The following is a 21,195-nucleotide window of genomic DNA, read 5'->3' as shown; positions in this document are numbered from 1 at the left end:
TGCAGGGGAATGAATCTCCGCATCACGGCGTTGGGGATCGTACTGGGGCCGAACGGCCCCGTGGAGGAGATCGTGGGCAAGAACTACGTCGACATCGAGAACGACCACGGCGAGACGCTGCGGTATCGCAAGCACGCCAACGGGCGGGGATTGATCGCGCACGGGGCCAAAGTGCACCCCACGGCGGTCGTCGAGGCGGGAGCCTATGTCGAACCGGGAGTTCAGATCGCCGCGGGCGCACGGATCGGCCGTGGCGTGTGGATTGAAGCTGACGCGCTCATCGGACCGGAGGTCGTCGTCGCGCCTCACGCGCACATCGGCCCCGGCGCGGCCATCGGCGCCGGCTCGCGTATCGGCGTTCGCACCGTGATCGGCGCCCACGCTCGCGTCGCCGTGGGTTCACTCCTCGGCGACGACGAGACCGTCAGCGAGAACGAGCGGGTCGCCACCGACCGCCGAGGGCTCCGGCTCGCCGCCTGAGGCGCGCGGGCGGGGCACCTGCGTGTCCGCTGCGTGAGGCGCGTTCTGTGGGCTCAGGCGAACAGAAACGCAATCCCGGCCAGAAGCGGCAGTGTGCCCTGCACAGCCGCCGGCCGTAGGTAGCGTGCGCCTCCGGTGGCCAGGACGATCGCAGCGGCCACCATCGACCCGAGCGAGAACAGCGCGAGCGCGAGTCCGGCAACCGGTGACGCTGCCCAGAACAGGGTGACGCCGAGCAGAGCACCGATGGCCAGGAACAGGTTGTAGAAACCCTGGTTGTATGCCATCGGACGCAGTGTCTCGGCCGACTGCTGGTCTCGGACGCCGAAGCGGCGCCACACCCGTGGGGACCGCCAGGAGATGCTCTCCATCGCGAAGATCCAGACGTGGAGCACGGCGGCGAGCGCGGCGAGAACGGATGCGATTATCCCGACGACCATGCACCGCACCCTACCCCGCCGCCGCCCGAAGGGCGACGGTCCAGCTGCGCAACACCGAACCTGCCGGCGCATTGAGCCGGGGCGAGGGGTTCGCGCAGCGGTGCGGGTAGCCTGACGGAATGGCAAGGCGTGACCGACCCGACAGTTCGCGCACTGCGCCCTCCCCGGCTCCCGCCGCCGTGTTCCGGTTGGGCGCGGTTCCCGGCGCCACCCCGGGGAAGTGGATCTCGATCTGGCGGCAACGGATGCGGCAGACGACCATCGAACTGGTCGAGCTCGATCCCGCCTCGCAACGGCAGGAGCTCGTCGCGGGGCACGTCGATGCAGCACTGGTCCGACTCCCGATCGACAGGGCCGATCTGCACGTCATCGCCCTCTACGACGAAGTCCCCGTCGTGGTCATGTCGACGGATTCGGCGCTGACCGTGGCGGAGGAACTGACCCTCGACGACCTCGCCGGGGAGGTGCTGATCGTCCCTGACGACGACGTCCTGCATGCTGCCGCGCCCGGCACGAGCCCTCCCGCGTTCGCCGCGCCGGCGGACACGGCGTCAGCGACCGAGCTGGTCGCGACGGGCGTCGGCATCCTGATCGTCCCGATGTCGCTCGCCCGCCTGCATCATCGTAAGGATGTGACCTATCGTCCGCTCGGGGACGGGCCCCTCTCCAGCGTCGGTCTGGCGTGGGTCGCGGAACGGACGACGCCCGAGGTGGAGGCGTTCGTGGGGATCGTGCGCGGTCGCAGCATCCGTTCCTCCCGCAGCTGACCTGCCCATCAGGTAGCTCCCTGCGGCGGGTGCCGAAGCAGCTCGACCCGCTCACGCACGTACCTGTCGGCGTCCGCGAAACCGCCCGACGCGCTCCAGCGCACCCGGACCTGCCCGTCGATCACCGCGAGTGGCGAGCTGTCGACGGATGCCGCGCCGGCGAGGGTCTCGAGGTCGATCCTTCGCCAGCCCAGATGGACAGCGGTTCCGGGGAGGATGCCCCCACGAAAGGCTGCCTCCGCCAGGCTCGCCCGCGCCCGTTGAGACTCCGCCGTGTACCCGCGCCGCGCCGGCTCCCGCGACCGCACGATCTCGCCGGTCGCGTACACCTCGTCCTCTCCGAGGAGCAGCACCCCGAGGTGCCACGCCTGGGCTCGCAGCGCGACGCGCGGCGCGCGAGGGATGCCGAGCATCCGTGGCGTGACGACCTCGCCGAGGAGGTCCTGGGGTGCGCCCGCGAGCTCGGTGCGGGCCCAGCCCAGGAGGTCGCGGAATTCGGCGGGTCGCACGGCGTCAGACCGCATCATCGAGCTCGGCGGGCACGCGGCTGACGCGTTCGCCGCGCAGCATCATGCCGATGAGGGGGTAGAGCAGCACCGACAGCATCCCGCCGGTGACAAAGAGCGCGGCCTGCGCAGACGTGAGGAGGTTCTCGTCGACGCCGATCGCGGTGACGGCGACGATGATGGGCAGGCCTGTCGCGCCGAGGAGGCCGAGCGCGAGCCGGTCGCGCACCGTCGCGCCGGGCGGCGCCACGAACATCGACGGGATCCCGCGCACCACGAGCAGGGCGATCAGCACCACGGGCACGAACAGGAGCAGCATCGGGTCGGCCAGCAGCGCCGCCAGGTCGAACGTCACGCCCGTGTAGATGAAGAAGATGGGCACGAGGAAGCCGAACGCGATGCCCTCGATCTTGCTCTCCACGGCCTCGCGGTTCTCTTCCGACGCATCGCGCATCATCAGTTGCCAAACGATCCCTGCCGTGAAGGCGCCGAGCAGGATGTCGAGATCGAGAGTGATACTCAGCGCCAACAGCGCCCCGAGAATCAGAAAGACCACGCGGATCGCGTACTGCCCCGACGTGTGCAGTGTCGCGCTCACGACCCGGTGCATCATGCCGTGCGGGATGCGGAAGGCGAGCCAGATCGCGAGCCCGGCAATCAGCAGGAACGCCGCGAGCACGATCGAGGCGACGCCCGGGTCGCGTCCACCGAGGAAGACGGAGATCGCGACGAGGGGACCGAATTCGCCGACGGCTCCCACCGCGGCGACTGCCTTGCCGAACGGGGTCTTCAACTCCCCCGCGTCGCGCAGGATCGGAAGGATCGTACCGAGCGCCGTCGAGGACAGCGCGATGCCGATGATGATCGCCGCCCCCAGCGGACCGACGAGCAGCCCGATGAGGATGCCGATGCCCAGCGACAGCAGCCACCCGACCGCGGCGTTGCGGCCGGTGCGGCCTCGGAAGGCAGCGAAGTCCAATTCTGAGCCCGCGACGAAGAAGAGCATCGCCAGTCCGAACTGCGCGAGCGTCGCGAGGAACTCGATCGGCTCGACCCACGCGAGGACGGAGGGCCCGACCAGGATGCCGAGCACGAGCTCGAAGACGACGATCGGCACGGCGAACCACCGTCCGATCACCCGCGTCAGCAGCGGTGCGAGCGCCGCCAGCAGCGGGACGATCAGGAGGTTCGCGGACATTCCTTCACGATAGCGAGAGCTGTCTCACGATCGGGGCTCAGCGGGTCGGTGGACCGACGATGGCCGCGGAGTCGGGCGCGAGCGTGAGGAAGGATCCCGCATCCCTCGACTCGTGCCGCAACGCGGCCGCCGCGAGTTCGGCGGGGCCCGACCCGTCGGGCGCACCGGTGTGCAGCAGGATGCCGGCATCCGGGGCCACAGCGAAGGTGTGGGAAGCGCCCGTGAGATTCACCAACACCGACAGCTCGCCACGCTGCAGCACGAACCACCGCGCGCGGGGGTCCTCGCCCTCGGCGCCGCCTCCGGAGAGCGCCTCGCAGTGCGCGAACGACGGGTCGGCCAGCTCCGGCCGCGCCCGGCGCAGCGCGGCAAGATCGCGGTAGAGCTGCAGCAGCCGGGCATGATCGACGCCCACGTCGGGGGATGTCGATGCCTCGTCCCAGTTCAGCCTCGAGCGGCGGAACGTCTCGGGATCCTGCGGGTCGGGAACGATCGCCGGGTCCCAGCCCATCTGCGCGAACTCCTCGATCCTGCCCTTCGCGGTGGCCTCGCCGAGCTCCGGCTCGGGATGCGACGTGAAGAACTGCCAGGGCGTGGAGGCGCCCCACTCCTCGCCCATGAACAGCATCGGCGTGCCGGGAGTGGTGAGGGTCAGGACTGCCGCGACGGCGAGCCGATCGGTGGACAGGGTCTGGCTGAGCCTGTCGCCAGCAGCGCGGTTGCCGATCTGGTCGTGGTCCTGACCGAACGTCACCAGGCGCCAGGTCGGCACGGCGGGCGGGATCGGGAAGCCGTGGTCGCGCCCCCGGAATGACGAGTACGTGCCGTTGTGGAAGAAGCCCTCTGTCCAGACCTTGGGCAGCGCGCCGAGAGCTCCGAAGTCCTCGTAGTAACCAACGGTCTCGCCGCTCACGGCGACATGGAGGGCGTGGTGGTAGTCGTCGCTCCACTGCGCTGTCAGCCCGTAGCCCCCTGCCTCCCGCGGCAGGATCAGCGTCGGGTCGTTGAGGTCGGACTCGGCGATGAGGGTCAGCGGCCGCCCCTGGTGTGCCGAGAGCGCATCGGCGGCCTCGGCCAGCTCCTGCAGGATGTGCGTCGGACTCTCGTCGTGGAGGGCGTGGACGGCATCCAACCGCAGCCCGTCAACGTGGTAGTCGCGCAGCCACATGAGGGCGTTCTCGACGATGTAATCGCGCACCTCTCGGGCGTCGAGGTTCACCGACAGCCCCCACGTGTTGCGCGCGGCGTCCCTCAAGTACGGCCCGAACTCGGGCAGGTAGTTCCCGCTCGGGCCGAGGTGGTTGTAGACGACGTCCTGGATGACGGCGAGCCCGGCGGCGTGCGCGGCATCCACGAAGCGCTGGTATGCGGCGGGGCCACCGTAGGCCTCGTGGACGGTGTACCAGAGCACGCCGTCGTAGCCCCAGTTCCAGGTGCCGTTGAACCCGTTGACCGGCAACAGCTCCACGTGTGTGACGCCGAGGGAGATGAGGTGGCCGAAGCGATCGATGGCGGCATCCAGGGTGCCTTCGGGCGTGAAGGTACCGACGTGCATCTCATAGATGAGCCCGCCGGCGAGCTGGCGGCCGGTCCAGGCCGCGTCGGTCCACGCGAAAGCGCCCGGGTCGAAGAAGGCGGATGCGTCGTGGACCCCGCGGGGCTGGCGGCGCGACCGCGGGTCGGGGCGCAGGGCATCTCCGTCACCGAGGACGAATCCGTACTCCTCGCCATCGGCGAGATCGACCTCTGCCGACCACCACCCGCGGGGCCGGGCCGACATGTCGATGTCCCCGCCACCAGCGCGCCGCACCCTCACGCGCTCCGCTCGGGGAGCCCACACCTCGATCATTGCTTCTCCTCCATCACGGGCGAGACACGCTCATGCGAACGAGGCGCCCTGCGCGCCGCGGCGCCTCGGTGCTCATGGCGCGTCTCGGTGCTCATACGGTGTCTCGCGGGTCAGCAGGGCGACGGGATAGCGCTCCAGCAGATCCGCGAGCGGTAGCTCGCCGCCCGGATAGACCCGGTTGGTGAGCGCGTCGATCCACACTCCGCCGGGGATCAGGATCCGCGTGTCGCCCCACCCTCCCCGCGACGCGAGACCGACCGGAAGGCGGGTCGCCACGGCAACGGCACCACCGCGATCGAACGCGATCGCGTGCCCGGATGCTGTGCCGAGCACCTCGACGGGAAGATAGCGCGTGAACAGCTCGGGCCGGTCCCGCCGCATCCGGAGCACACGCGAGGTGACCAGGAGCTTCGCCGCGCCGGATGCGTCGATCGCGGGCGTGCGCCCGTCACGCGCATCGCGGTCGAGCTCTGCCAGCATGGCGGCGCGCTGCTCGATGTCGACGGGGCGACGGTTGTCGGGGTCGACCAGCGAGGTCTCCCACAGCTCCGAACCCTGGTAGACGTCGGGAACGCCGGGGCCGGCCAGTTGCACGAGCTTGGCCGACAGTGCGTTGCTCCAGCCGGGGTCGGCGATCTCGTCGACGAACGCCGTGACGATCTCGCGCGCGGACCCGAATGCGGCGTCCACCACGGCGTGCATGCGGGCCTCGAAGTCGGCATCCGGATTCCACCACGTCGTCACCTCGGCAGCTTCGCGCGCCGCCTTCTCGGCGTAGGCGTGGAGTCGCTCGGGGGTCGCGGGCCAGGAGCCGATGATCGCCTGCCACAGCAGGCTGTCGAACGGGCCATGGCCGGTGGAGGCGACACGGCGCAGGTCTTCCAACGTCGCCGCCCACCGGTGCGGGATCTCGGCGAGCACCGACAGTCGAGCGCGCACGTCCTCGCCGCGCTTGGTGTCGTGGGTCGACAGCGCCGTCATCGCGTTCGGCCGCTGCGCCTGGCGCCGCGCGAACGCGGCGTGGAAGTCCTCGACGCTGAGCGAGAACACCGACGGGTCGCCGCCGACCTCGGTGAGGGTGCCCAGCCTCGTCGCGCGATAGAACGCGGTGTCCTCGACGCCCTTGGCCGTGACCGGCCCCGTGGTCTGCTGGAAGCGGCGCGCAACCTCGAGAGCCGGGTCGGCGAGGACCGCGCCGAGGGACTCGATGGCGGGCGCGAGATCGGGGCGGTGAACGGATGCCGCGGCAAGCGCGTCCTCGAGCGCGTCACGGCCCGCGGGGAGATAGGACCGGTAGACCGGGAAGCACGCGAGGATCTCGGCGAGCGCGTCTTCGGCATCCTCGATCGGGTCCGGCAGGCACCGCACGAGCCGGCGGATCTCGCTGCCCTGGATCGTGTCGGCGATCATTCGCTTCGTCCCGTGGATGAGCTCCGCCCAGGAGGGCGCAGGCGGTAGGCCGGTCGCTTCCCGAAGGCGGTCATCGAGCGCGTCGAGAGCTCCCTCGCCCGCCGGATCGATGAAGACTCGGTCGATCTCGGCCATCGCGTCATAGCCGGTCGTCCCGTCGGCATCCCACCATGCCGGGAGCAGTTCGGGATGGTCGGTCGCGCTGTGCTCGAGGATCTTCTCGACGAGCGTGTAGCGGCGGCCGGTGAGCGTCGCGAGCCGCTCGAGGTAGCCGCCGGGATCGACGAGGCCATCGGGATGGTCGATTCGCAGTCCGTCGGCGAGGCCCTCCCGGAACCACCGGGCGACCTCGACGTGCGCCTGGTCGAACACCGTCGGGTCTTCGATCCGCAGACCGGCCAGGCTGGAGACGGCGAAGAATCGCCGGTAGTTCAGCTCGGATGCCTCCCGCTGCCAGAACATCAGCTCGAAGTGCTGCCGGGCAAGAACCTGGCGGACGGCATCCGGATACGACGTCGCCTCAGCCGGCGCCGTCCCCGCCGCCAGGGGGAAGACGTGGTCGAAGTACCGCACGGTGCCGTGCGGTGCGAGCCGGGTCGGGGAGGGATCGACGCGGATCTGCATCTGGTCGATGACCTCGTCGGCGTCGGCGCCCAGGACGGGAACGCGCACCTTTCCGCCGCCGAACTCCCAGTCGATGTCGAACGCTGGCGCGTGGGGCGAGTCGCGCCCGCGCAGCAGGACATCCCACCACCACGGATTCTGCGGGGGATCCGAGATGCCCATGTGGTTGGGAACCGTGTCGATCAGGATGCCGAGGCCCTCGGCGCGGGCTGCGGCGGCGAAGCGCGTCAGCCCCTCCTCGCCGCCGCGTGCCGGGTCCACGCGGGAGGGGTCGACCACGTCGTAGCCGTGGTCCGATCCCGCCGTGGACTGCAGCAGCGGCGAGAGGTACGCCCATCCGACGCCGAGCTCGCGCAGGTATCCGGTGACGGCCGCTGCGGCATCCAGGTCGAACGTGGCGCGGATCTGTAGGCGGTACGTCGACGTGGGATGCATCACTACCTCGGCAGCTCTTCCTTCGGGGCGGCGCCGGGGACCTCGTCGATCGGGACGGTCCCCGCGGCCAGCGACGCGGCGACGAACCGGTCGACCTCGATCTCCTCGTCCACGTGCTCGCACAGCACGACGACGGACTTCGTCGCCAGCTCGACGACGGTTCCGGGATGGACCGGCTCGGTGTGCCCGAGCACCCCGGCGGTATCGACCAGCACGTCCCAGTTCGGGCTGAACTCGACATCCGGGAGGGTGAACTCGACGGGCTCGTCGCCGGCGTTGAACAGGACGAGGAAGTGGGCGTCGGTGATGGGCTCGCCTCGCCGGTCCCGCTCACGGATGCCGTTGCCGTTGAGGAAGACGCCGATCGACCGGCCGAATCCGGAGTCCCAGTCCTCGGGCTGCATCTGCGTCCCGTCAGGACGAAGCCACACGATGTCAGGGATCCGCTCGACCTCTTCGCGTCGCACAGGACGGCCATCGAAGAAACGACGCCTGCGGAACGTGGGGTGGTCGCGGCGCAGGCGGGCAAGCGCGGACGTGAAGTCGATCAGACTCGCATCGACGTTCTCCCAGTCGATCCAGGTGATCTCATTGTCCTGCGCGTACCCGTTGTTGTTGCCGCGCTGCGTGCGCCCGAGCTCGTCACCGTGCAGGAGCATCGGCACACCCTGCGACAGCAGCAGCGTGGCGATGAAGTTGCGCTGCATCCGCTCCCGCAGTTCATTGATGGCCGGGTCATCCGTCGGGCCTTCGACGCCGAAATTCATCGACCGGTTGTCATCAGCGCCGTCGCGGCCGTCCTCGCCGTTGGCCTCGTTGTGCTTGTTCTCGTACGAGACGAGATCGCGCAGGGTGAAGCCATCGTGGGCGGTCACGAAGTTGATGGATGCCACCGGCCAGCGCCCCGAGTGCGCGTAGAGATCGCTCGAGCCGGTCAGTCGCGAGGCGAACTCGCCCAGCGCCTGCGGCTCGCCGCGCCAGAAGTCGCGGACGGTGTCGCGGTACTTGCCGTTCCACTCCGTCCACTGCGGGGGGAAGTTTCCGACCTGATAGCCGCCGGGCCCGACGTCCCAGGGCTCGGCGATGAGCTTGACCTGGCTGACCACCGGATCCTGCTGCACGAGCTCGAAGAAGGTCGCGAGGCGATCGACGTCGTAGAACTCGCGGGCCAGCGTTGCGGCGAGATCGAAACGGAAACCGTCGACGTGCATCTCGAGCACCCAGTACCGCAGGGAATCCATGATCAGCTGCAGCGCGTGCGGGTTCCCGACGTTCAGGCTGTTCCCCGTGCCGGTGTAGTCGGTGTAGTACCGCTTGTCGTCGTTCTCGAGCCGGTAGTACGCCTCGTTGTCGATCCCGCGGAACGAGAGCGTCGGACCGAGGTGGTTCCCCTCGGCGGTGTGGTTGTACACGACATCCAGGATCACTTCGATGCCCGCCTCGTGCAGGGCCCTGACCATCCCCTTGAACTCCTGCACCTGCTGGCCCCGTTGGCCCGAGGAGGAGTAGGTGTTCTGTGGCGCGAGGAACGCGATGGTGTTGTAGCCCCAGTAGTTCGACAGGCCCTTCTCCTGCAGCATCGAGTCGTTGATGAACTGGTGAACCGGAAGCAGTTCGATCGCCGTGACGCCCAGACGCTTGAGGTGCTCGATGATCAACGGGTGCGCGATCGCGCTGTAGGTCCCGCGGATCTCATCGGGAATGTCCGGGTGACGCATCGTCAGGCCCTTGACGTGGGCCTCGTAGATGAAGGACTCCGAGTAGGGCGTGCGCGGGGGCCTGTCACCTCCCCAATCGAAGAAGGGGTTGATGACGACGCCCTTCATCATGTCCGCGCCGGAGTCGTCGTCGTTGCGGGAGTCGGGGTCGCCGAAGGTGTAGCCGAAGACCGACTGGCCCCATGTCACCTGGCCGTCGACCGCCTTCGCGTACGGGTCCAGGAGCAGCTTGTTGGGGTTGAAGCGCTTGCCGGATGCGGGGTCGTATTCGCCATGGACCCGGTAGCCGTACCGCTGCCCCGGGGCGATGTTCGGGAGGTAGGCGTGCCAGACGTAGGCATCCACCTCGATCAGGTCGACGCGCGTCTCGCGCCCCCGCTCACCGAACAGGCACAGCTCAACCCGCTCGGCGCCCTCGCTGAAGACAGCGAAGTTCGTTCCGTTCCCGTCGAAAGTCGCACCCAGCGGATACGCCGACCCTGGCCATGTCTGCACGGCACCCCTTCCTGGTGGGGCTTCCACACTAGTCGAGCGCGATGACGCGCTGCCCCGGGTTGCGCCCGTCCTGCCGATCTGCAACCGCTGCCCGCGCACGGCACAGGATCGCGAGCGCGTGCAGCCTCGGGGGACGCGGGAGAAGGGCGCTCACACCTCGAGGGTGCGAGCGGTCGGGGAGGGGTGGATGCTGTGCACCTGGCGGTGCAGGCGCTGCATCCGTTCGTCGAGCTCCGCCGCGCTGGCTGCCGCATCGCGCAGCTCCGCGAGGAGGGACTCGGGAACCTGGCGGTCGAACTTGTAGTAGATCTTGTGCTCGAGACTCGCCCAGAAATCCATCGCGATGGTGCGGAACTGGACCTCGACCGGCACGTCCACGCGGCCGGTCGAGAGGAACACGGGAACGCGGACGATCGCGTGCAGACTCTTGTAGCCGTTGGGCTTCGGGGAGGCGATGTAGTCCTTCACCGAGTGCACCTCGATGTCGTCCTGCTGCGTGAGCAGGTCGAAGAGGCGATACGTGTCGGCGACGAAACTGCACGTGACCCGGACGCCGGCGATGTCGGTGATGTGCGCGCGGATCGACTCGAAGTCCCCGTCGATGCCCTTGCGGCCGACCTTCGCCACGAGACTGTCGGCTGACTTCACCCGGCTGGTGATGTGCTCGATCGGGTTGTAGTCGTGAAGCTGGCGGAACTCGTCGCGAAGGATCTGCACCTTCGTCTCGATCTCTTTGAGCCCGAACTGGTAGGGCAGCAGAAACCGCTGCACCTCGTCGCGGGCGGCGCGAAGCTGCGAGAGCGACACCGTCACCTCGTCGTCGATCGGAGGCTCTGACGGGCGGAGCGGGGCCGCAGCGTGGCTCATGTCTCCAACCTAGGAACCCCGCGTACGAGATCGCTGTGAACCGCACGCGTCCTCATGTCCGCGTTCCGCAGTCGCGCTCCGCCCCGCGGGACGGCGGGAGAGGGCGCCGCGGCGCAGGTCAGGCCAGCACGGATGCCGCCTGACGGGCGGCGCCCAGGGCGACGTACTCGCCCGGCGGGGGGACCTCCACCGGCATCCCGAACACGGCCGGCGCGATCTGGCGGACGGCGTCGGACTGGGCGCCGCCGCCGATCAGCAGCGCCCGCCGCAGAGGGACTCCGAGAGCCCGCAGTGCCTCCACGCCCGCGCCGAGGCCCGACAGCATCCCCTCGACAGCCGCACGCGCGAGGTTCTCGCGAGTTGTCGAGGCCAGCGTCATCCCCGTGAGCGACGCGGTCGCGTCGGGAAGGTTCGGCGTGCGTTCGCCCTCGAAGTACGGAACAAGCGTGAGACCTGCAGCGCCGGGCTGGGCAGCGAGCGCCAGCGCGCTCAGGCCGGCGTGATCGACACCGAGCAGCCCGGCGATGGCGTCGAGCACCCGCGCCGCATTGAGGGTCGCCACCAGCGGAAGGTAGTGCCGGTCGGCATCCGCGAACCCCGCGACCGTCCCCGACGGATCGATCGTCCGCTGCTCGCTGACGGCGAAGACCGTCCCGCTCGTGCCGATCGAAACGACGACGTCCCCGGGAACCGCGCCCACACCGAGCGCCGCCCCGGCGTTGTCACCGGCTCCCGCGCCGACGCGGCGGCCGTCGGCATCCGTGACCGACTCCCGCGGTCCGAGCACGCGGGGCAGCACGGCGTCGTGACCGAGCGCGGCGACCAGCAGCTCGCGGTCGTAGCCGTCCGCGGTCGCACGGCCTTCCGGGGCCGCGCGCCAGGCATCCGGCGCCCAGTATCCCGTTCCCGATGCGTCGGAGCGATCGGTGATGAGCTCATCCAGGACAGGACCTCGGGGCGACTCATCGACAGGCCCGAAGCCCCGCAGGCGCCACGTCAGCCAGTCGTGGGGCAGCGCGACTGCCGCCACACGTGCCGCATTCTCGGGCTCATGGTCGCGGAGCCACCGCACCTTGGTGATCGTGAACGACGCGACCGGGACCAGTCCCGTACGTCGGGCCAGCGCGTCCGCAGTGAACTCCGCGATGAGCTCCGTCGCAGCGCCCGCCGAGCGCGTGTCGTTCCACAGCAGAGCGGGACGGATGACGCGGCCTTGGGCATCCAGAGCGACCATCCCGTGCTGTTGTCCGCCGATCGACCACGCTGCGACGTCATCGATGCCGCCGGCGGCACCGATCGCCTGCTGGAGCGCTGTCCACCATGCCTCCGGGTCGACTTCCGTTCCGCCCGGATGCCGCGAGCGGCCCTCTCGGACGATCGCGCCGGTGTCGGCATCCGTGATCACGACCTTGCATGACTGGGTCGACGAGTCGACTCCCATGACCAGCGTCATGCCTGCCTCTCCTTCTGCCCCGAAGGGCATCACATCCTCGGCGGCTCGCGTCGCCCGGCTCACGCCGGCCTGTTCCTCCCCCGTGCGGGCGCCTCCTCAACAACGGAACCGAAGGACCCGGACGGCGAGGGCCGCCGTCCGGGTCCTTCCGCTCGTGAGGACCTCCCTGCCGGCTGCGGTTCGGGGTTCGCGCCGCGGCGGTGGTCAGCCCCGGGCGCCCATCAGGTGCTCGGTGGCCAGCTGCTGGAGGCGGACGAACCCGAAGCCCTTGGCGCCGAAGTACTGCGCCGGGTCGAAGTCCTCGAAGGCCGAGCGGTCGGCGAGCAGGTCGTCGTACGACTCGCCCTCGCCGAGCGTCGGAACCGAGAGCTCCGGCACGCGGGCGGCCGCGAGCGCCTCCTGCACCTCGGGGTCGGCGCGGAACGCCTGCGCCCGCTCCTTGAGCAGCAGGTACGTGCGCATGTTGGCGGCAGCCGAGTCCCAGACCCCGGTCTCATCCTCGGTCCGGCTGGGCTTGTAGTCGAAGTGGCGCGGCCCCTCATAGGACGGTCCGCCGTTCGGGCCACCGTTTTCGAGCAGGTCGACAAGGGCGAAGGCGTTGTGCAGGTCGCCGTGCCCGAACACGAGGTCCTGGTCGTACTTGATCCCGCGCTGGCCGTTGAGATCGATATGGTAGAGCTTGCCGTGGTACAGCGCCTGCGCGATGCCTGCGGCGAAGTTCAGGCCCGCCATCTGCTCGTGTCCGACCTCGGGGTTCAGACCCACGAGTTCGGGCCGTTCGAGGGACTCGATGAACGCGAGCGCGTGTCCGACCGTCGGCAGCAGGATGTCGCCGCGGGGCTCGTTGGGCTTGGGCTCGATCGCAAATCGGATGTCGTAGCCCTTGTCGGTGACGTAGTCGCCGAGCAGGTTGACTGCCTCGCGGTAGCGCTCGAGGGCGGCACGGATGTCTTTCGCGGCGTCGTATTCGGCGCCTTCGCGTCCGCCCCACATGACGAACGTCTTCGCGCCGAGATCCGCGGCGAGGTCGATGTTGCGCAGAACCTTGCGCAACGCGAATCGGCGCACCTGCCGGTCGTTGGAGGTGAAACCGCCGTCCTTGAAGACGGGAGCCGAGAAGAGGTTCGTGGTCACCATCGGCACGATCAGACCGGTGTCGGCCAGAGCGCTCTTGAGGCGGTCGATCTGGGTCTGGCGCTCGGCATCCGTCGATCCGAACGCGAACAGGTCGTCGTCGTGGAACGTGAGTCCGTAGGCGCCGAGTTCGGCGAGTTTCTCGACGGCGTGGACGACGTCGAGTGCGGGCCGGGTCGGGCCACCGAACGGGTCAGCCCCGTTGTAGCCGATGGTCCAGAGGCCGAATGAGAACTTGTCGGCGGGGGTGGGCGTGGGCATGACCGCTCCTTTGCACAGCACGCGGATGGAAATGTTGTCAGCAACAACCTATACCACGACGGATGCCGCCGCCATCCCCTACAGTGAACGCATGATCGAGCCGGGAAACGACAACGTCAGGACCCGAAACCTAGCCCGCATCCTGGGACTGGTTCATCTCGAGGGTCCTCGGTCGCGCGCGGCGCTGACCTTGGCGACGGGGCTGAACCGGTCCACCATCGCCGATCTGGTCACCGAACTGTCAACGGCCGGGCTCGTGACCGAGACAGCGCCCGATCCCTCCCGGCGCGTCGGTCGCCCCTCGCCGATCGTCGCGGCCGACCCGCGGATCGTCGCGATCGCCGTCAACCCCGAGGTGGATGCCGTCACGATCGGGGCCGTAGGACTCGACCAGTCGATCGCCGCCCGGGTTCGTCTCGAGCGCACCGAACTCGTCTCTCCCGACCAGACCGCTCACCTCGTCGCCGAGACCGTCGAGCGATGGCGCACCTCCGCGCTCGCCGACAATCGCATTGTCGGCGTCGGCGTCGCCGTTCCGGGCCTCGTGCGCGCCCGCGATGGACTGGTGCGCACCGCCCCGCACCTCCAATGGCAAGACGCGCCGATCCGGGAGCTCATCGCCGAGTCGACGGGACTGCCCACCGCCGTCGACAACGATGCGACGCTCGGCGCGGTCGCCGAACACCTCTACGGCGCAGCGCGCGGGCTCGATCACGTCGTCTACCTCAACGGCGGGGCCAGCGGCATCGGTGGTGGGCTCATCGTCCATGGGATGCCGGTCCGTGGCGTGTCGGGCTACGCCGGCGAGTTCGGACAGAACCGGCCCGGTATCGCGGCGACGACTGATCAGCAGGCTCCGGATGGCGTCCTCGAAGACGAGGTGAGCCGCGCCCGGCTGTTGCAGGCGCTCCGCCTCGGCAGTGCGGACGACCCCACACTCGAGGCGGCGCTCAGGGCATCCGACGTCCCCGCCGTCGCCGCCGAGACCGACAGGCAGCGACGGATCCTCGCAACAGCACTGGCCAACGCGGTGAACGTCCTGAACCCCCGGGCGATCGTCCTCGGCGGGTTCCTCGCGATGCTCATGGAGGGCGCGACCGACCAGCTCACCGACCTCGTCCGCGCGCAGTCGATGCCCGCGAACGCCGAAGACGTCGACATCCGCGCCGCCGTGCTCGCCGATGACCGGCTGCTGATCGGGGCCGCCGAGGCTGCTTTCGCGGGCCTGCTCGCAGACCCGCTCACTCAGCTGTCGAGTCCTGCTCGTTCGGAGGGATGAGCGCGTTCACAGCGCTCAGCAGTTCCGTCTTGGTGAACGGCTTGGTCACAACTGCCGAGAAACCCTGGGCACAGGCGTAGTCGTGTTCGGCAGGATCCGACCGGGCGGTGAGCAGCAGTAACGGCATGTCAGCGAGGGTCGGGTCCGCGCGCACCGCCTGTGCAACACCGATTCCATCCAGACCCGGCATCATCCAGTCGACCACGGCAAGATCCGGGCGCGAGGATCGGATCGCATCCAGACCCGCGGTTCCGTCGTAGTACTCCGCCACGTCATGTCCGACGCGAGAGAGTCGGATCGCAACGAGACGGACGATGTCCGCGTCGTCATCGATGACGATGATCCTCGCCACGCAACCCTCCCGATCCACGAAAGCCCGCCTGTTATCTGCCAAAGGCGCGCCTCCTGAGCCATGCTAGTGCGAAGGGGTGGGGACGTCAGAAAGGATCGGGATGACGCGGCCGAGCGTTGCGGCAACGATTCGCATGGCGCGACCGGCATGGAGGACAGTCGCCGTCGCAGGCCTCGTCGTCCTGAGCGGTCTGCTCGCGGTGGTCTTCGCCCTCGAGCAGGCGGGGCCGACGGGACTTGCCTGGTGGTGGCCCTCGGCAGCTGTGGGGGCGGTCGCCGCGGCAGCATCCCCGGTGCGGTGGCGATGGATGACGGCGATCGGTGTCGGGCTCGCCTCGGCCCTCGGCTCCGCGGTCGCCGACCGACCCCTGCTGGTCGTGGTCTTGGGCGGGATCGGCACAGCTGCCGAAGCATGGCTTGTCGGCACCGCCGTCTCGGGTGAGTCCGATCGCCCGCGTCTGACGACCCTCATGGATGTCGGGCGCTTCGCGGTCGCGGTGATCAGCGGGGCGGCACTTGTCGCTGCCCTCATCGGGATCGGGCGCGAGTTCACCGGCGGTGCGTTCCTGGACGCCTTCTGGACCATCGGCGCATCGCACCTCTCAGCGATGGTCCTCATCGCTCCCCTCGGTCTCATCGCGATTCCGAGGTCACCGTCTCCACACTGGTGGCGCAGTGCGATGCTGACCGTGGCGATGCTCGGCGCGACGGCTCTCGCGTTCTTTCCCGGCACGCCGGTCCCGGTGCCGATTCTGGCGATGCCGCTCATCGCCTGGGCCGCCGTGGCGGAACCCATGTTCTTCGTCGCCGTGCAACTGCTGGCGGTCGTGGGCACCGCTGCCGGGCTCACCGTCATGGGCGGCGGCGTGTACCCGATGCTGGCGTCGCAGATCCCGACGGCGACGGCGCTTCAGCTCTTCACGATCTGCCTGGGGGCGACGACGCTCGCGATCTCGGCCTCGCAGAACGATCGCCGCGCTCTGGAGAGCAAACAGATGGCGATCTCACATCTGCTCCATGACGCGTTCCGCCAGTCCAAGAGCGGGTTCGTCATCCTCCAGGAGGAGGGAGCCGACAAGTACAGCGTGCTCGAAGTCAATGCCGCAGCCGTCGTGATGCTGCGCAGCGAGTTCGAGCGCACGGATGCGGGCCGGTGGCAGCTTCGCGCGGACGCGCTCCTGCGCCCCTGGCTCGCGCAGGCGACATACGACGTGTCGGTGACTGTCGACTGGGAGGATGTCGCACCCGGGAACACCCCGGCGACGATCACGATCGACGCGGTCAACCGGTCAGGGCTCAATCGGGTACTGCTCGTGTCGGTCCAGGACCTCCGGCCCCTCCGCGAGGCCGAGCGAGAGATGGAGTGGCGGCTCGAGCGCGAGCGGCAGGTGAGTCGGACCTTCCAAGCGCTCACGCAGCAGAAGGTCGACTTCGTGGCCAGCGTCACGCACGAGCTTCGAACCCCGATCACCTCGATCCTCGGGTTCGCGGAAGAACTCAGCGAGACGACGGCGGACCCGGCCGTGCGCGAGCAGGTCGACGTGATCCTCCGCAACGCGAGCAGGCTGCGCGGGGTCATCGACGACGTCCTCCTCGTCTCCAAGCTCAGCCGGGGCCCTGCGACAACCGATGCGCTCCCGGTCACGGATGCCGGCCTCGCCCTGCAGCGCAGCATCGAGGACGCCAAGCACAGCATCCGGCACCGCGAACTCACGGTGGTCACCGAGATCGAGGACGACCTTCCCGTCCACGGTCGCGAAATCGACCTCACGCGCGTCTTCACCAACATCCTGACCAACGCGATCAAGTTCTCTCCCGATCGCGGCACGATCGCCGTCGTCGCGTACCGCACGGATCACCAGGTGGTCGTCACGATCACCGATCAGGGCGAGGGTATTTCGGAGGAGGACCTCGCCCACATCTTCGACCGCTTCTACCGCAGTCCCTCGAGCACGCGCCGCGGCGTTCCGGGGACGGGCCTGGGGCTGGCGATCGTCAAGGAACTCCTCTCGGGGATGGATGGGAGGATCGAGCTGGCGCGCGCGGACCCCATCGGAACGTGCGCGCAGATCACGCTGCCGGTCGCGGACGTGGACGCGTCCGCGTGACCGGAGGGGCCTGATCGCCCGAGGGAATGCGCCGAGCGCCGGAGACACGCGCCCGTGCGCATGGTGAGCCTTCCCGCGAGAGTCACGCCGGGTCCACCTGGCAAGGGGAAACCGTTCACACGCGGGACATACGGTGATCGGCATGGGTGCATGGAGTGTTGAGCCGTTCGGCAACGACGTCGCGGCCGACTGGGCGTGGGAACTCGAAGAGGAATCGGACTGGGCGTTCATCGACGACGCACTGACCGACGCCCTCGAGGATCTCGAGGAGATCGATCAGGAGACGGCGATCATCGCCGTTGCGGCGGCCGAGGTCGTTGCGCACGGCCTGGGCCACGCGACTCAGTGCGATGCGTACACAGAAGAAGTGGAAGCCTTCATCGGCCGAGCCGGCAGGCCGAGCGAAGAGACTGTCGCGTTGGCCCTGGCAGCGCTCGCGGCAGCCGGCGGCGCAGGGAGCGAGCTCGCGGCGGAGTGGGCGGACGCCGGGGACACGGGCTGGGTCGAGGCGATGGACGAGCTGCGCGCCGCGCTGACGGCATAGCGTCGCCCACCAGACGGGCGGGCACGGCGAGCGGCTGCGCGCTAGGGTTGTCATCCGTCACTGATCTGGAGGAACGATGAGTCCGCGGTTCCCGCAGTCCGTATACCGGCACGGCACGGAACCGGACGTCCGCTTCACACTGGCCAACGAGCGAACGTTCCTTGCATGGATTCGCACGGCGCTGGCACTGATCGCGGGCGGCGTCGCCCTCGAAGTCCTGGGGTTGGCGCTGCACCCGGGTTTGCGACTGGCGGCGAGCCTCGTTCTGATCGTCACGGGGATGCTCACCCCCGGGCTCGCGTGGCTCGGCTGGGAGCGCAGCGAACGCGCGCTGCGGCTGAACAGCCCGCTCCCCGGCTCGCTCCTGGGGGCTGTCGCGGGCATCGCGGTGACGGTCTCGGCTGCCCTCATCCTGCTGGCCATCGTCTTCGTCTGAGTCGATCATCTCGTGAGCGGCGAACTGTTCGATCCAGGGCTTCAGCCAGAACGGACGGAGCTGGCCTGGCGACGAACCGGACTGAGCATCGCGGTCGGGTCGGTCGTGGCGATGCGGTTGCTGCCGGAGGCACTCGGAAACGGCTGGTGGATCGTCCCCGGCATCCTCGGGGTCATCTTCTCCGCGGTCCTGTGGCAGTGGTCGCGCCGCCGCTACGAGAAGGTCTCGTTCGCGACGGTCACGGTGCGCGATCACACCCTCGTTCCCGACGGCGCACTCCTGCTCGCGCTGGCGATGTTCGTGACCCTCGTCGGGGCACTCGGGATCACCGTCCTGGTGGCGCTCCCGCTGCGCTGACTACCGGGGTGGGGCGGTCGTTGCACGCGGAATGAGCTGCGTGGCCAGCCGGACGTGCCGCTCCGGCGGCTCCTCGCCGTTCATGAAGGTCGTCAGCAGCGACATCGCGGCGGCCCCCAGGCGCCGCATGGGTTGACGCACCGTCGTCAACGGCGGGGACATCCGAGAGGCCTCGAGCACGTCGTCGAACCCGATCACGGACAGGTCCCGAGGAACCTCGAGTCCGATCTCGCGCGCGACCTCGATGATGCCGATCGCCGAGAGGTCGTTGGCTGCGAAGACCGCCGTCGGCCGCCGGGGCGAGTCCAGGAGCGACAGCGCCGCGGTACGCGCGGCATCCTGTTCGTAGAACCCGACCCGCACGACCTCGGGGTTGTAGGGGATGCCCGCGTCGGCGAGCGCCCGCCGGTACCCGGCGTCACGGGCACGAGATGACCGCAGGTCGGGTCTGCCCGCCACGAACCCGATGCGTCGATGGCCGAGTTCGATCAGGTACTTGACCGCCGAGACCGCTCCCCCGAAGCTGTCGGCTTCGACCGTGGGCACTCCGTCGCCGGGGCCGACATGGGGGTCGATCGCGACGACCGGGATGTCCGCGACGATCGCCTCCACGGTCGGGGTGACGATGATCGCGCCGTCGATGAGGCTTCCGGCCAGGCGTGCCAGCGACGTGTTCTCCCAGCCCGCCCCGTGCACACGCCGCGGCGTGCTGTAGGCGAGGACATCCAGTTCGAGAGACTCCGCGGCAGCGCCCACGCCCTTGAGCACCTCGGCGCTGAACGGCTCGAACTCCGCGACGAGCACCCCGACCACGCCCGTGCGCACACCCCGCATGCGGCTGGCCACGAGGCTGGACTCGTACCCCATCTGGGCGACGACACGCATGACCTTGTCGACCGTCTCGGGGGCCACGCCGTAGCGGCCGTTGACCGCCTTGGAGACGGTCGCGACCGACACCCCCGCTGCCGCAGCGATGTCGGTGATGGTGGGACGTCTCGCCATGGATCGTCACCCTACCGGATCTGGAAAAGGTTTTCGAAAACGTTTGACATGGTTCCGGTGGCGTGGCGACACTGTTCCCACGTCGCCCCACGGGATGCGGGATCCGGGAAGCTCACCCGGCGAACGTCCGTGACCACGCAGCAGCGGCTCGACGAGCGAGCCGCTCCTCAACGAAGAGAACAGGTGAGAATCACATGAGATACAGCAAAGTCCTCACGGCGTCGGCCGCTCTGGCCGTCGGCGCTCTCGCGCTCAGCGGATGCAGCGGCTCCGGCGGCGAGTCTGGAGACGGACCGGTCACACTGACCGTCTGGCAGAACTCGACGACCGGCGACGGCATGCAGTACTGGGAGGACGCGGCAGCTGCCTTCATGGCGGAGAACCCCGACGTCACCGTCGAGGTGCAGTCCATTCAGAACGAAGACATGGACGGCAAACTGCAGACCGCCCTGAACGCCGGAGACGCACCTGACGTCTTCATGGCGCGCGGCGGCGGCAAGCTGGCCGATGTCGTCGACGCCGGCCAGGTGATGGACCTGACGGGAAAGATCTCCCCCGAGGCCGAGGCCGCGATGGCCTCGTCGCTGAGCGCCTTCACGATCGACGGCAAGGTCTTCGGCATGCCGCTGGCGGTGCTGCCCGAGGGCATCTTCTACAGCGAGAACCTCTTCGAAGAGGCCGGGGTCGAACCCGCCGGCACGATCGACGAACTCGTCGAGGTGAACGACACCCTGAAGGCCGCCGGCATCACGCCGATCGCCGTCGGCGCGAAGGATGCCTGGCCCGCCGCCCACTGGTACTACAACTTCGCTCTGCGCGAGTGCTCGCAGGAGGCCATGGAACAGGCAGCACAGACGCGCTCGTTCGACGACGAGTGCTGGCTGCGCGCGGGTGAAGACCTCGCGGAGTTCATCGCCACGGAGCCCTTCAACGACGGCTTCCTGACGACGCCCGCGCAGCAGGGCGCGGGATCGTCCGCGGGTCTGCTCGCGAACCGTCAGGCTGCCATGGAGCTCATGGGCGCCTAGAACCCCGGCGTCATCGCATCGCTCACGCCGGACGAGCAGCCCCTGCCCGACCTCGGCTGGTTCCCCTTCCCTGAGATCGAGGGTGGCGACGGCACGCCCGGCGCCATGATGGGCGGCGCAGACGGGTACTCCTGCTGGGTGAACGCCCCTGAGGAGTGTGTCGACTTCCTGAACTTCCTGGCGACCAAGGACCAGCAGGAGGCGTACGCGGAGGCGTTCCAGACGCTGCCCGCCAGCAACGAGGCACAGGGCGTGGTCACGACGCCCGCGCTGCAGTCCGTGCTCGAGGCCTACAGCGAGGCTCCGTATGTCGTGCTGTGGCTGGACACGCTCTACGGCCAGAACGTCGGAAACGCGCTCAACGTCGCGGTCGTCGACCTTCTCGCTGGCAACGGTTCGCCCGAGGCCATCGTCCAGGCCGTCAACGACGCAGCAGCCCGAGGCTGATAGGCC

19 protein-coding genes and 1 pseudogene are annotated in these 21,195 nt (G+C 69.0%); 8 read left to right on the top strand and 12 right to left on the bottom strand.

All coding sequences use genetic code 11. The features are described 5' to 3' along the window. Positions 1-72: 72 nt before the first annotated feature. A complete protein-coding gene (locus AC3ENO_RS13945) occupies positions 73-480 on the top strand; it encodes a transferase (RefSeq protein ID WP_434971213.1) in 408 nt (135 codons plus the stop codon). 53 nt (positions 481-533) lie between these two features. On the opposite strand, the gene AC3ENO_RS13940 is transcribed toward AC3ENO_RS13945, so the two are convergent. Beyond that, positions 534-920 (bottom strand): DUF1304 domain-containing protein, encoded by a 387-nt coding sequence (locus AC3ENO_RS13940; protein ID WP_434971201.1) that lies wholly within the window; start codon positions 918-920, stop codon positions 534-536. 119 nt (positions 921-1,039) lie between these two features. On the opposite strand from AC3ENO_RS13940, the gene AC3ENO_RS13935 reads away from it, so the two are divergent. Then, complete coding sequence (locus AC3ENO_RS13935) at positions 1,040-1,687, top strand: LysR family substrate-binding domain-containing protein (protein ID WP_434971200.1); 648 nt, start codon at positions 1,040-1,042, stop codon at positions 1,685-1,687. An 8-nt stretch (positions 1,688-1,695) separates the two neighbouring features. Here AC3ENO_RS13935 and AC3ENO_RS13930 read toward each other — a convergent pair whose 3' ends face one another. From AC3ENO_RS13930 to xylA, 9 genes are all read right to left on the bottom strand, one after another. Further along, the gene (locus AC3ENO_RS13930; protein ID WP_434971199.1) at positions 1,696-2,196 is read right to left on the bottom strand and encodes a glutaminase; all 501 of its coding nucleotides are present in this window, start codon (positions 2,194-2,196) and stop codon (positions 1,696-1,698) included. Positions 2,197-2,200: 4 nt separating this feature from the next. Continuing rightward, complete coding sequence (locus AC3ENO_RS13925; RefSeq protein WP_434971198.1) at positions 2,201-3,391, bottom strand: cation:proton antiporter; 1,191 nt, start codon at positions 3,389-3,391, stop codon at positions 2,201-2,203. Positions 3,392-3,428: 37 nt separating this feature from the next. Beyond that, positions 3,429-5,240, bottom strand: a complete 1,812-nt coding sequence (treZ, locus tag AC3ENO_RS13920) for a malto-oligosyltrehalose trehalohydrolase (RefSeq protein ID WP_434971197.1) — start codon at positions 5,238-5,240, stop codon at positions 3,429-3,431. 72 nt (positions 5,241-5,312) lie between these two features. Further along, complete coding sequence (gene treY, locus AC3ENO_RS13915; protein ID WP_434971196.1) at positions 5,313-7,709, bottom strand: malto-oligosyltrehalose synthase; 2,397 nt, start codon at positions 7,707-7,709, stop codon at positions 5,313-5,315. Between the two features lie 2 nt (positions 7,710-7,711). Next, positions 7,712-9,922 (bottom strand): glycogen debranching protein GlgX, encoded by a 2,211-nt coding sequence (glgX, locus tag AC3ENO_RS13910; protein WP_434971195.1) that lies wholly within the window; start codon positions 9,920-9,922, stop codon positions 7,712-7,714. Positions 9,923-9,950: 28 nt separating this feature from the next. Continuing rightward, positions 9,951-10,076 (bottom strand): hypothetical protein, encoded by a 126-nt coding sequence (locus AC3ENO_RS13905; RefSeq protein WP_434971194.1) that lies wholly within the window; start codon positions 10,074-10,076, stop codon positions 9,951-9,953. Then, a complete protein-coding gene (locus tag AC3ENO_RS13900) occupies positions 10,073-10,789 on the bottom strand; it encodes a GTP pyrophosphokinase (protein ID WP_434971193.1) in 717 nt (238 codons plus the stop codon). The genes AC3ENO_RS13905 and AC3ENO_RS13900 overlap by 4 nt, the downstream gene beginning before the upstream one ends. Before the next feature lie 118 nt (positions 10,790-10,907). Next, positions 10,908-12,242, bottom strand: coding sequence for a xylulokinase (locus AC3ENO_RS13895; RefSeq protein ID WP_434971192.1), 1,335 nt, complete (start codon positions 12,240-12,242; stop codon positions 10,908-10,910). Between the two features lie 204 nt (positions 12,243-12,446). Beyond that, on the bottom strand, positions 12,447-13,637 hold the full coding sequence (gene xylA, locus AC3ENO_RS13890; protein ID WP_434971191.1) for a xylose isomerase: 1,191 nt from the start codon (positions 13,635-13,637) through the stop codon (positions 12,447-12,449). A 91-nt stretch (positions 13,638-13,728) separates the two neighbouring features. On the opposite strand from xylA, the gene AC3ENO_RS13885 reads away from it, so the two are divergent. Then, positions 13,729-14,916: an ROK family protein gene (locus AC3ENO_RS13885; RefSeq protein ID WP_434971190.1), complete on the top strand. Its 1,188-nt coding sequence runs from the start codon at positions 13,729-13,731 to the stop codon at positions 14,914-14,916. On the opposite strand, the gene AC3ENO_RS13880 is transcribed toward AC3ENO_RS13885, so the two are convergent. Next, complete coding sequence (locus tag AC3ENO_RS13880; RefSeq protein WP_434971189.1) at positions 14,879-15,268, bottom strand: response regulator transcription factor; 390 nt, start codon at positions 15,266-15,268, stop codon at positions 14,879-14,881. The genes AC3ENO_RS13885 and AC3ENO_RS13880 overlap by 38 nt on opposite strands. 100 nt (positions 15,269-15,368) lie before the next feature. Between AC3ENO_RS13880 and AC3ENO_RS13875 the strand changes: the two genes are divergently transcribed. The 4 genes from AC3ENO_RS13875 to AC3ENO_RS13860 all read left to right on the top strand — a co-directional run bounded on the left by AC3ENO_RS13875 (position 15,369) and on the right by AC3ENO_RS13860 (position 18,712). Continuing rightward, a complete protein-coding gene (locus tag AC3ENO_RS13875; protein WP_434971188.1) occupies positions 15,369-17,375 on the top strand; it encodes a sensor histidine kinase in 2,007 nt (668 codons plus the stop codon). Between the two features lie 142 nt (positions 17,376-17,517). Continuing rightward, positions 17,518-17,919, top strand: coding sequence for a DUF4259 domain-containing protein (locus AC3ENO_RS13870; RefSeq protein ID WP_434971187.1), 402 nt, complete (start codon positions 17,518-17,520; stop codon positions 17,917-17,919). Between the two features lie 76 nt (positions 17,920-17,995). Then, positions 17,996-18,355 carry a YidH family protein gene (locus tag AC3ENO_RS13865; protein ID WP_434971186.1) on the top strand — a complete coding sequence of 120 codons (360 nt, stop codon included), beginning with the start codon at positions 17,996-17,998 and terminating at the stop codon, positions 18,353-18,355. A gap of 12 nt (positions 18,356-18,367) precedes the next feature. After that, the gene (locus AC3ENO_RS13860; RefSeq protein ID WP_434971185.1) at positions 18,368-18,712 is read left to right on the top strand and encodes a DUF202 domain-containing protein; all 345 of its coding nucleotides are present in this window, start codon (positions 18,368-18,370) and stop codon (positions 18,710-18,712) included. On the opposite strand, the gene AC3ENO_RS13855 is transcribed toward AC3ENO_RS13860, so the two are convergent. Then, positions 18,713-19,714, bottom strand: a complete 1,002-nt coding sequence (locus tag AC3ENO_RS13855; RefSeq protein ID WP_434971184.1) for a LacI family DNA-binding transcriptional regulator — start codon at positions 19,712-19,714, stop codon at positions 18,713-18,715. Between the two features lie 194 nt (positions 19,715-19,908). On the opposite strand from AC3ENO_RS13855, the pseudogene AC3ENO_RS13850 reads away from it, so the two are divergent. Next, a pseudogene (locus AC3ENO_RS13850) lies at positions 19,909-21,189 on the top strand (extracellular solute-binding protein). Positions 21,190-21,195: the final 6 nt, after the last annotated feature.

This window comes from Microbacterium sp. bgisy207, assembly GCF_057706855.1.
The sequence above is the reverse complement of the archived record's forward strand: the minus strand, read 5'-3'. Positions and strand labels throughout refer to the sequence as shown.

Coding starts and splice junctions, on each gene's coding strand:
- AC3ENO_RS13855 (WP_434971184.1), bottom strand. CDS start 19,714: ATGGCGAGACGTCCCACCATCACCGACATCGCTGCGGCAGCGGGGGTG.
- treZ (WP_434971197.1), bottom strand. CDS start 5,240: ATGATCGAGGTGTGGGCTCCCCGAGCGGAGCGCGTGAGGGTGCGGCGC.
- AC3ENO_RS13865 (WP_434971186.1), top strand. CDS start 17,996: ATGAGTCCGCGGTTCCCGCAGTCCGTATACCGGCACGGCACGGAACCG.
- AC3ENO_RS13935 (WP_434971200.1), top strand. CDS start 1,040: ATGGCAAGGCGTGACCGACCCGACAGTTCGCGCACTGCGCCCTCCCCG.
- AC3ENO_RS13895 (WP_434971192.1), bottom strand. CDS start 12,242: ATGACGCTGGTCATGGGAGTCGACTCGTCGACCCAGTCATGCAAGGTC.
- AC3ENO_RS13875 (WP_434971188.1), top strand. CDS start 15,369: ATGACGCGGCCGAGCGTTGCGGCAACGATTCGCATGGCGCGACCGGCA.
- treY (WP_434971196.1), bottom strand. CDS start 7,709: ATGCATCCCACGTCGACGTACCGCCTACAGATCCGCGCCACGTTCGAC.
- xylA (WP_434971191.1), bottom strand. CDS start 13,637: ATGCCCACGCCCACCCCCGCCGACAAGTTCTCATTCGGCCTCTGGACC.
- AC3ENO_RS13870 (WP_434971187.1), top strand. CDS start 17,518: ATGGGTGCATGGAGTGTTGAGCCGTTCGGCAACGACGTCGCGGCCGAC.
- AC3ENO_RS13925 (WP_434971198.1), bottom strand. CDS start 3,391: ATGTCCGCGAACCTCCTGATCGTCCCGCTGCTGGCGGCGCTCGCACCG.
- AC3ENO_RS13885 (WP_434971190.1), top strand. CDS start 13,729: ATGATCGAGCCGGGAAACGACAACGTCAGGACCCGAAACCTAGCCCGC.
- AC3ENO_RS13900 (WP_434971193.1), bottom strand. CDS start 10,789: ATGAGCCACGCTGCGGCCCCGCTCCGCCCGTCAGAGCCTCCGATCGAC.
- AC3ENO_RS13940 (WP_434971201.1), bottom strand. CDS start 920: ATGGTCGTCGGGATAATCGCATCCGTTCTCGCCGCGCTCGCCGCCGTG.